We start from the raw sequence: 9,841 nt of genomic DNA, 5'->3' as shown, positions 1-9,841 counted from the left end.
TCGCCGTGTTTCCCTACGAGGACCGCAATTCGGTCCATCGGTTGAAGGCGGCGGAGTCGTACCAGATCGGCGAGCCCGGTCATCCGGTGCGGGCCGCGCGCCGCGTCGTCGGACGCCCGACTGCCCGTCGAGCACGTCGCAGGTCAGTCCGGGATGTGCAGTTCGTGGGTGAACGGTTTGGTGCCTTGGACCGCGGGCTCGCCTTCCGGGTTGGTCTCGGCGCCGTGATTCACTCGCTCGTCGGAGTCGAGCCATTCGGTGACCGGATTATCGATATAGCGCCATTCCGTGCCCGCGGGCCACGGTCCCTGTCCTTCGTTCCAGGGGCCGCGGGCGCTCGCGGCGCCGTTGGACATGTTGAACGCGACATTCTGGAACCGGTCGTCGCCGGGCAGTGCTCCCGGCGGGAAGTTGACCGGCAATTCGTTCAGCGCCGCGGTGAACTGCTGGAAGTGCGCGATCTCGCGGGTCATCAAGAACGAGAGCGTGTCCTGCACACCGGGATCGTCGGTGAATTGCTTGAGATACTCGTAGACGATCTTGGCGCGAGACTCCGCCGCGAGATTGCTGCGCAGGTCGACCGAGGGTTCCCCGTTGGCGTCGACGTACGAACCCGACCACGGCACGCCCGCGGCGTTCGTGACCACCGGCCCGCCGCCGCTCAGCGCGAAGTACAACGGATTGACCGCGGCCTGATGGATCACCTGGTCACGTCCGTCGGACGTGGACACCATCGGCATCCAGTCGCACCGCTCGTTGGCTTGCTTCAGATCGTCGTTGAGCCCGTCGAGCAGCATGGTGATCATGGCGCCGACGATCTCGAGGTGACTGAGTTCCTCGGTGGCGATATCCATGAACAGGTCGTAGGTTTTCGGATGCTTACCGCGCAGCAGGAACGCCTGATTGAAATACTGCATGGCGGCCTTCAATTCGCCGTTGGCGCCGCCGAACTGCTCTTGCAGCAGAGTCGCGAAACGCGGATCGGGCCGGTCGACGCGAACTTCGAATTGCAAATCCTTGTTGTGTGTGAACATCGCTCTCCTTACCAGTACGGTCGGCTGTTCGAAATGGCTTCCAGTGCCTGATCCAGCGCAGGACGAGCAAGAGATGAGTTACGTGTTCGCTGGCGACGATACGGGCTCCGGTACCCGGGCGTTCGCAACGACACGAGCGGCGGAAAGGGATAACACGCCGTCGCTTTCGGTCACGGGCGGTGACGCCGCTAGCGGCCGCGTGGCCGCTGACTCTGATGAGACGGGCGTCCGATCCGGATCCGCCGAGAGGGCGCGAGCGGTGCGCTGTGACCGGTGTGCCCGGCACGCATCGCGGAGACCAGTTCCGCGCAGATCTCGTGCGCGCCGAAGCGAGGCGCCCAGCCGAGTTCTCGTCGCGCCGCCGCGGAGTCGATCAGGCAGGCGCGGTCGGCGAGGGTCAGCCACGCCGGGTGCAGGGGCAGGAGGCCGGTGCGCCATCCCGTCCAGGCGGCGGCGTCGAGTGCCCGCCGGGGCGCAGGCAGGCGGAATCCCCCGAATGCCGCCGCGAGCGCGTCCGCGCCCAGGCACGGTTCGGCGGCGAGGTTGAACGCTCCCGCCGCCCGATGGTGCGCGATGCGCCGGATCGCCGAAGCCACGTCCGAGCTGTGCACCAGTTGCAGCCGGAAATCGCGCCACAGCGGCACCGGCAACAGGCGTCGGCCGAGCAGCCACCGTGGCAGCCACGGCGGCAGAATCCAGTCCGCCGATTCGGCGGCGGACTCGGCCTGGGCGATGCCGCACGGGCGAATTCGCGCTGTGCGGATTTCGGGGTGGCCGGCCTCGAAGCGGTCCAGCTTCGTCTCCAACTCCGCCTTGGACACGCTGTAGGCACTGCCGGGCACCCCCGCCAGCCGCCATCCTTCCGATACCCGCCGCCAGCGTTCGGCCGGGGTGTAGGCGGCGCACGAGGACGCGGCGATGAGCTGCGGCACTGCCGCCTCCGCCGCGGTGCGCAACACGTTGTCGGTGCCGACCGAGTTGGTCCGCCGCATCGGCGGATCACCGCGACGCGGATGGATCGCCCATGCCAGGTGAACGAGGACATCGGCACCGGCACAGGCGGTACGCAGGGTCTCGACCGAGTCGGCGAGCCCGATATCGCAGGACACCCACCGCACCGACGAATACGGTTCGCAGGCGCGGTCGGGGACGCGGCGAGCTATTCCGACGATCTCGCAACCATCGGCCCGCAACGCGCGCAGCAACGCCGTCCCCACATTGCCGCTGGCGCCGGTGACGACCACCTTCATACGCGGCGCCGCTCGAACCCGTTCCGGACCGGGGTGTCTTGGTGGTCGGTGACCTCGAGCCATACCGCGCTGTCGGCGGGCAGGGCGTCCGACGTCCGAGCCTCGCTGGACAGCAAGACCCGCTCGTGGTGGGGCAGCGCGATCGGCGCGCTCGAAATGTTCACCACGCAGACCAGGCCGGGGGAGCGATGGAGGGCCAGCACCCCTGGAGCGCTGGGCAGCCACGACCAAGCGCCTTCCCCGAGCGCGGGATGGTCGCGGCGCAGACGCAGCGCCCTGTGGTAGAGGTCCAGTGTCGAATCCTGTTCCCGCATCTGGAGTTCGGCTGTCGATGACACCCAGCGCTGGGGCTGTGGCAGCCAGGGTGGCGTGCCGTCCGGACCGAACCCGAAGGGGGGCCGGAACCCGCTCCACGGCAGTGGGACGCGGCACCCGTCCCGGCCGCGCACCGTGTGGCCCGAGCGCTCCCAGGTGGGGTCCTCGAGCACCTCCACGGGAAGATCTTCGACCTCCTCCAAGCCGAGTTCCTCCCCCTGATAGAGATACGCACTGCCGGGGAGCGCGAGCATCAGGAGCAACGCCGCCCTGGCGCGCCGCCGCCCCCGCGCCACGTCGACAGGGCCGTGCGGTTCGTGGTGCGAACCGCCACCGCGGGTGGACGCCCGCCCGTAGCGGGTCACATGCCTGGTGATGTCGTGGTTGGACAGCACCCAGGTCGGTGGGGCCCCGACCGCCTCCAGCGCTTCGGTCGTGCAATCGACCACGGCCCGCAGCGCGGCGGCATTCCAGGAACACCGCAAGAAGTCGAAGTTGAACGCCGTGTGCAGTTCGTCCGGACGCACGTAGCAGGCGAGGCGCTCGGGTTTGGCCACCCACGCTTCGGCGACGAAGACGCGATCCGGCCCATAGGAATCGGCGATCTCGCGCCAGCCGCGGTAGATTTCGTGCACTTCCGGCCGGTCCCAGTGCGGGTGGCCGGTCCGATCCGGCGGTTCCATCATGTCCTCGTGATCGGTCTCGATATCCGGCAGATCGGCGTGTTTCACCAGCCCGTGGGCCACGTCGACGCGGAAGCCGTCCACGCCTCGATCCAGCCAGAAACGCAGGATCGACTCGAACTCGGCACGGACATCCGGATGCGCCCAATCCAGATCCGGCTGGTGGACGTCGAACAGGTGCAGATACCACTGCCCGTCCGTCACCCGGGTCCACGCCGGGCCGCCGAACACGCTTCGCCAATTGTTGGGCGGACCGCCGGATGGCGCGCCGTCCCGGAACAGGTAGCGGGCTCGCTCCGGCGAACCCGGCCCGGCCGCGAGCGCCTCCCCGAACCAGGGGTGCCGATCCGAGGTGTGATTGGGGACCAGGTCCACGATGACGCGCAGGCCGTGCGCGTGCGCTTCTTCGATCAACGCTCGCGCGTCCGCCAGCGTGCCGAAGCGCGGATCGATGTCGCGGTAGTCCGCGACGTCATAGCCTCCGTCCGCCATCGGTGACGGGTACCAGGGAGTTATCCATATCGCGTCCACCCCGAGGTCGCGCAGATAGGGCAGCCGAGACCGGATACCGGCGATATCGCCGACGCCGTCGCCGTTACCGTCGCGGAAGCTCCGGATGTAGATCTCGTAGATCACGGCGTCGCGCCACCAAGGGACATCCGCAGCCATCGTCACGCTCTCCTCTCGGTTCGCTGCAGGTCGGGTACCCGGAATCGAAAGTCGTAACGTCGCGTGTTCCGAGGGCGTGCAGGGGTCGCCGTGACCGCGGGTGTGGTCGGTGCCCGGCCGGGTAGTCGCGGAGCATGGCTACTACAGCTCCACTTCCGGAAGATCGAGCAGGCGCTCCGCGGCGAGCCGTGGTGACCGGGGGAGACTCCGGGATCGGTGCGGCGATCGCGGTCGCGCTCGCCGCGGGCGGGACAGACGTCGGTCTGACCTTCCACAGCGACCGGCGCGGCGCGGAGGACACCGCGGCGCAAGTGCGCGAACAGGGGAGGACCGCCGCCGTGCGCCGCCTCGACCTGGCGAACCTGCCGTCCGCCGCGTCGGTTGTCGACGAACTCGCCGACGACCTCGGCGGCCTCGATGTGCTGGTGAACTGCGCGGGTACCGGGTCGGCTCAGAAGGTGATGGAGATGGACTTCGACACCTGGCGGCACGTGCTGTCGGTCGACCTCGACGGCGCGTTCCTGTGCGCCCAGCGCGCCGCCGAGCACATGATCGCCGCGGGCAGCGGCGGCCGGATCATCAACATCACCAGCGTGCACGAGCACGCGCCGCGCGTCGGCGCCGCGCCGTATTGCGCGGCTAAAGCGGGTCTGGGAGCGTTGACGAAAGTCCTGGCGCAGGAACTCGCCGAATACGACATCACCGTGAATTCGGTCGCGCCGGGCGAGATCTCGACACCGATGACCGGTCAGGAAGACGTCGATCCGCGTGAGCAGTCCCGCCCCGGCGTACCACTGGGGCGAACCGGTCACGCCGAAGAGGTCGCCGCAGTGGTGGCGTTTCTGGCCGGACCGGAGGCGAGCTATGTCACCGGCGCGTCCTACGTCGTGGACGGCGGCATGCTTTTGATGGGCCCGCAGGCGAGCAGCCTGCTGAGCGACGAGAAATGGCGCACGCCCTGATCTCTGATCCGGCTATTCCTCGCCGCCGCGGGGCAGCGCGCTGAGTTCGAGAAGGCTGTCGACCAGGGCGCGGGCGTCGGGGAAGCCCAGCACCCGAGCGGCGATGTGCAGGTCGTCGAGGGTGTACGGATGCGGATCGGCCACCGGTACCCAGCGTCTGATGGGGGTCGTCGGCATAGCGGGCACTTCTCCTTTCCGAGGGAGTGCCGGACCGATCGTCCGGTCAGCACTCGAGCCAGACTATGACGCGAGCGAGCGCGCCGGTGTCCAAGATCTGGACACCGGCGCCGTGACTGCTACCGCTCGGCTACCGGGGAAAGGCAGCTGGCGGGTGGATCGACGAACACGCAGATGGCCGGGCCGCGGGTGGGCCGGTAGCCGCCCGGGACTCCGCCCTCGGCGATCACCTGCGTGTAGGTGCCGACGGCGTCGGTGGGGCGGCGGGTGAGACCGGGGTCGGCGCGCACGTCCACCGTGTAGAGCCCGAATCGTGGTGTGTAGCTGCCCCATTCGTAGTTGTCGGTGAGACTCCAGTAGTTGTATCCCATGATGTTCATGCCGTCGGCCGCGGCGCGCTGGATCCAGTAGACGGTGTCGCGGAGGTGATCGCTGCGGGTGTAACCGTCGGCGCGGGGGCGGCCGTTCTCGGTGGGCATCCCGTTCTCGACGATGTAGAGCGGTTTACCCGGCAACCGGCGCGAATAGTATTGCAGCGCATAGTAGATGCCCTCCGTGCGCAACGGCAGGTCCCAGATCTGCGGTCCGGGCAGGTCGGGCATCGCCGAACCGCTGGCCCGCGCGATGGACTCGATCAGCGACTGCGCCGGGTCGTAGGCGAAGTAGTAGTCGACGCCGACGTAGTCGAGGCGATCGGCGATCCGATCGATCAGGGGACCGTTGACCTGCGCCTCCGAGCCGGCGACGTAGCCCACATTGCTGGTCACCTGCGCACCCGGCTGCCTCTGATGGATGTAGTCGTAGGCGGCGTTGTGTACCTGTGCGACCCGGTCCAGCATCTCGCCGGAGTCCGCGGCGCCCCTGCGGACCTCGTGCACGATGTAGGCCACGGGCTCGTTCACGGTCACCCACAACGGGTTGCGGGAGGCGTAGCGGTCTACGACGGCGCGCATGTTGGCCAGCCAGTCGTCGACCATGCGCGGGTTGCGCCAGCCCCCTCGGTCGGCGGCCCAGCCGGGATACACCCAGTGATCGAGCGTGATCATGGGTCGCATCCCGGCCTGCTCGACCGCGCCGATGACGGAGTCGTAGAAGCGGAATGCGGCCTCGTCCCAGACTCCCGGCGCGGGTTGCAGTCGGGCCCACTCGATTCCGATCCGGAACACCCGCGCACCGAGGTCCGCGGCGAGCTGGATGTCCGACGCGTATCGGCCGTAGAAGTCGACCGAATCGCCCAGCCCGTCGTATCCGGGGGTGGCCCCGATGTACCGCGTCCAATTGCTGTCGGGCGCATGGCCTTCGGACTGGAAACCAGAAGTCGATACGCCCCAGAGGAAATTCCCGCCCAGTGCCGGTAGGCCGGCCACCGGCTGTACGGGCGGGGTGGCCGGCGATTGCGTGGCGAGCAGCAGCGTGGATGCCGCGCCGGCGAGCGCGGCCAGGACGTACCGACGGAACCGAGATCGCATTGGCCCAGAGTAACTGGGGCGGTCCGTCGAGAGGCGGAATCCGCGTATCAGCGCGATTCGATGACGCGGACGATCCCGGCCCGTGGTTTGCCGTCGCTATTGCATGGCGAAGCGCAGAAGTGCCTGCATGTCACCCTGTTTGATCTTGCCTTGGCGGTTGAGGACTTCGAGCTGCCATTGGTCGCCGTTGCGGAAGGCGCGGGCCACCGCGTTGGCGTTGTCGGTGCCGAGCAGTGACGGCCAGATGTCGGCGACCTGCTGGCTGTTACCGCCGGTCGCGTCGTAGACCTTGAAGGAGATGTTGTTGGCCTTGTCGAAGGAACTGCCCTTCTTGAAGGCGGCGGCGACGAAGATGATGGCGTCGATCGCGGTGGGGACGTCGGCGAAGGTGACGTGGATGGTCTCGTCGTCGCCGGAGGCGGCGCCGGTCTGCTCGTCGCCGGTGTGCGCCACCGAGCCGTTGCCCAGTGGGTCGAGCGAATCGAGTCCCGCGAAGCGCACCGGTTCGCTGCCCTGCATGAGAACAGCGACCAGATCCAGGTCGACACCGCGTTTGCGGCGCGCCCAGCCGAGTGCGCCGCCGCTCGTGCCGGAGGACGGATCCCAGCTCACCCCCACACTCAACTTCGTGATCCCCGCGAGGTCCGCGGCACCGTCTTCTTTTCTGAGCGTAATCACGACATCAGGATACTGATGCGGCGCCGCCGCGCCCGCGATGACGAAAATCCCGGCTGCGCACGGCTGTCCGGAATCGTCGCGGCACGCTATCGCAGGTTCCGGCCACCTGCGCGCCGGAACGATCACCGCTCGACGCGGCGTGCCCACCAGGCCTTGACCAGGCCGGTCGCGCCGACCTGCGCGCGCCTGCGGTTCGGCACGGTGGCGCGGCGGTCGAACACCGCGAAATCGCTGTCCTCGATGCGGTCGAGGATCTCCGCGTACAGCGTGGTCGCCGTAGTGACGCAGGGGCGGGAACGAGGATGCAGCAGAGCGATTCCGGCGTGCGCGAAACGGTAGATATCGCGGGTGATCGCGTGTTGCGCCGCCAAGGCTTCGCGGACTCGCGGCTCGGTGCGCCTGCGGGTCAGACACCAGCGCAGGAGATCTCGGTCGACGCCGAACGCGGCCAGTTCGTCGGTGGGCAGGTAGACCCGGCCACGCATCAGGTCTTCGGCGACGTCGCGCAGGAAGTTGGTCAGTTGGAACGCCTTACCGAGCGCGGCGGCATGGGGCGCGGCCTCGTCGGCGCAGGTGGCGCCCAAGACCGGGAGCAACTGCAATCCGATGACCTCGGCCGAACCGTAGATATAGGTGTCGAGTGCGGCGCGGTCGGGATAGTCGGTCACCGTCAGATCCATCCGCATCGAGGCGAGGAACGCGTCGAACAGGGCCGCTGGAATGCGATAGCGATCGGCGGTGTCGAGAATCGCGGGAAGCACGGCGTCGGCGTCGGCATCACGATCACGGAAGTGCGCGGCGAGTGCGTCCAGTTGCCGCGCCCTTTCGGCGGGTTCGCGACGCACGTCGATCTCATCGAGGATGTCGTCGGCTCGGCGCGCGAATCCGTACAGGGCGTGCACCGCCGGGCGCTGATCGGGCGCGAGCAATCGGGTGGCCAGGAAGAAGGTCTTTCCGTGGCGCGCGTTGAGCTGTCGACAGTACCGGTAGGACCGGTGCAAAGGCGGGCCGCTGATTCCGGTTTCGGGTGCGGTGCGGGTCATCTCGGCTCCGATCACTGTCATCGATCAATTCGGCTGGTGCTGAGCGCGGTTCGTACGGGTACGGTGCGCCGGTGTCCTTGCGGCTCGAGGCCGGTGACGCGATCCGCGGCGAGCCGCCCGGAGATCAGCACCGGCGGAATCCCCACTCCCGGCACGGTCGAGCCCCCGGCCAAGACGACGTTGTCGATACCGCGGATCATGTTGGCCGGTCGGAACGGACCGGTTTGGGTGAACGTGTGCGCGAGCGCGAACGGGCTTCCCGCGCGCATGCCGCGCCGCGCCCAGTCGGCGGGTGTATCGATGCGCAGGATCTCGATATCGCCGAGCCGCGCGCCGAGCCGTTGCTGAGCGATCGTCAGGATCTGGTCGGCGTAGCCGGTGCCCGCTCGCTGCCAATCGATGCGGCGGCGTTCGAGGTTGGGCACCGGCGCGAGGACCGACAGCAGGTCCCGTCCTGCCGGAGCCGTCGTGGGATCGGTCGCGGTGGGGCGGGTGACCAGCAGCGAAGGATCGCGCATCACCTGTCCGCGCTCGATGATGTCGTCGAACGATTCCTCCCAGGCCGCCCCGAACAGCAGGCTGTGATGCGCGATTCCGGCCGCGGGCGCGCATGCGAGATGGGCGATCAGCGCCGACGGGGCGGAGGTCAGCGGAACGGGGCGTCGCGGCGCCCGCGCGACGAGGCGGTACGCCTCGTGCAGTTCGGTTGTCAACACCACTGCGTCGCACGGGATTCGGTCGCCGTCCTGGGTGAGCACGCCGGTGATCCGCGAGCCCGCGCGGTCCAGGGCGGTGACCGAGGTGTCGTAGCGGAAGCGAACCCCGGCATTCGCCGCCGCGCTCGCGAGCGCATCCGGAAGCGCACGCATGCCGCCGCGGGGGAAGAACACCCCGCCGACGGTGTCCATGTAGGCGATCACCGCGTAGGCCGCCAATGCCCGGCTGGGCGCGACCCCCGCGTACAGCGATTGAAAGGTGAAGACACGGCGCAGGTCCGGGTCGCGGATAAAGCGCCGGACAGCGGCATCCCACCGCCCGAAACCCCCTGCGGCGAGCAGCCGGGCCAGCGCGGGAGTCGCCATCGACAGCGGCGAATCGAAATTCGCCGAGATGAACCGGTCCATCTCCGCGCGATACAAACGCGTCAGCCAGTGCCGCAGACGGCGATAACCGTCGGCCTCGCCGGGCCCGGCGAACCGGCGGATCTCTTCCTGCATCCGCTCGGCGTCGGTGTGCACCTCCAGCGTCCGGCCCTCGGCGAAATGCGCCCGGTACGCCGGTTCCACGGGTGTCAGCCGCACATGGTCGGCAGCCCGCGCTCCGGCGGCGGCGAAGACGCTCTCGACGATGTCCGGCATGGTGAGGACCGTCGGGCCGGTGTCGAACCGGTAGCCCCCGATTTGGGCGTGCCCGGCTCGTCCGCCCGGTACCGAGTCGCGTTCCACCACGATCACTTCGCGCGATCGGCCGGCCAGGTGCAGGGCTGCGGACAACCCTGCCAAGCCGGCCCCGACGATCACGATTCGGTCGGTGGCGCCTTCGACGGTGCGCATCGGTTCAA

Annotated in this window: 9 protein-coding genes and 1 pseudogene; 2 read left to right on the top strand and 8 right to left on the bottom strand. The window is 68.5% G+C overall.

The genetic code is table 11. The annotated features are described in order from the left end of the window. Nucleotides 1–95 (top strand): annotated as a pseudogene (locus ABZ803_RS34910) (propionyl-CoA carboxylase); the annotation flags it as partial. Nucleotides 96–143: 48 nt separating this feature from the next. Here ABZ803_RS34910 and ABZ803_RS34905 read toward each other — a convergent pair. From ABZ803_RS34905 to ABZ803_RS34895, 3 genes are all read right to left on the bottom strand, one after another. Further along, complete coding sequence (locus tag ABZ803_RS34905) at nt 144–1,034, bottom strand: manganese catalase family protein (RefSeq protein ID WP_357046095.1); 891 nt, start codon at nt 1,032–1,034, stop codon at nt 144–146. Between the two features lie 188 nt (nt 1,035–1,222). Next, nucleotides 1,223–2,284, bottom strand: a complete 1,062-nt coding sequence (locus ABZ803_RS34900) for an NAD-dependent epimerase/dehydratase family protein (protein ID WP_357046093.1) — start codon at nt 2,282–2,284, stop codon at nt 1,223–1,225. Further along, complete coding sequence (locus ABZ803_RS34895) at nt 2,281–3,951, bottom strand: glycoside hydrolase family 13 protein (RefSeq protein ID WP_357046091.1); 1,671 nt, start codon at nt 3,949–3,951, stop codon at nt 2,281–2,283. The genes ABZ803_RS34900 and ABZ803_RS34895 overlap by 4 nt, the downstream gene beginning before the upstream one ends. Before the next feature lie 134 nt (nt 3,952–4,085). Here ABZ803_RS34895 and ABZ803_RS34890 point away from each other — a divergent pair, with 134 nt between their 5' ends. Continuing rightward, a complete protein-coding gene (locus tag ABZ803_RS34890) occupies nt 4,086–4,913 on the top strand; it encodes an SDR family oxidoreductase (RefSeq protein ID WP_357046089.1) in 828 nt (275 codons plus the stop codon). A gap of 12 nt (nt 4,914–4,925) precedes the next feature. On the opposite strand, the gene ABZ803_RS34885 is transcribed toward ABZ803_RS34890, so the two are convergent. The 5 genes from ABZ803_RS34885 to crtI form a co-directional block, all read right to left on the bottom strand. Then, entirely contained in the window at nt 4,926–5,090 is a 165-nt protein-coding gene (locus ABZ803_RS34885) for a hypothetical protein (protein WP_357046087.1), read from the bottom strand. Between the two features lie 119 nt (nt 5,091–5,209). After that, entirely contained in the window at nt 5,210–6,559 is a 1,350-nt protein-coding gene (locus tag ABZ803_RS34880) for a family 1 glycosylhydrolase (protein ID WP_357046085.1), read from the bottom strand. Nucleotides 6,560–6,655: 96 nt separating this feature from the next. Further along, nucleotides 6,656–7,237, bottom strand: a complete 582-nt coding sequence (locus tag ABZ803_RS34875) for a TerD family protein (protein WP_040871596.1) — start codon at nt 7,235–7,237, stop codon at nt 6,656–6,658. Between the two features lie 122 nt (nt 7,238–7,359). Then, nucleotides 7,360–8,280 carry a phytoene/squalene synthase family protein gene (locus ABZ803_RS34870; RefSeq protein ID WP_357046101.1) on the bottom strand — a complete coding sequence of 307 codons (921 nt, stop codon included), beginning with the start codon at nt 8,278–8,280 and terminating at the stop codon, nt 7,360–7,362. 17 nt (nt 8,281–8,297) lie between these two features. Then, a complete protein-coding gene (crtI, locus tag ABZ803_RS34865; protein ID WP_357046082.1) occupies nt 8,298–9,833 on the bottom strand; it encodes a phytoene desaturase family protein in 1,536 nt (511 codons plus the stop codon). Between the last annotated feature and the right edge of the window lie 8 nt (nt 9,834–9,841).

Origin of the sequence: Nocardia sp. NPDC047648 (assembly GCF_040642815.1) — a bacterium.
Lineage (GTDB): Bacteria > Actinomycetota > Actinomycetes > Mycobacteriales > Mycobacteriaceae > Nocardia > Nocardia gamkensis.
This window is presented reverse-complemented; position numbering and strand designations above follow the sequence as displayed.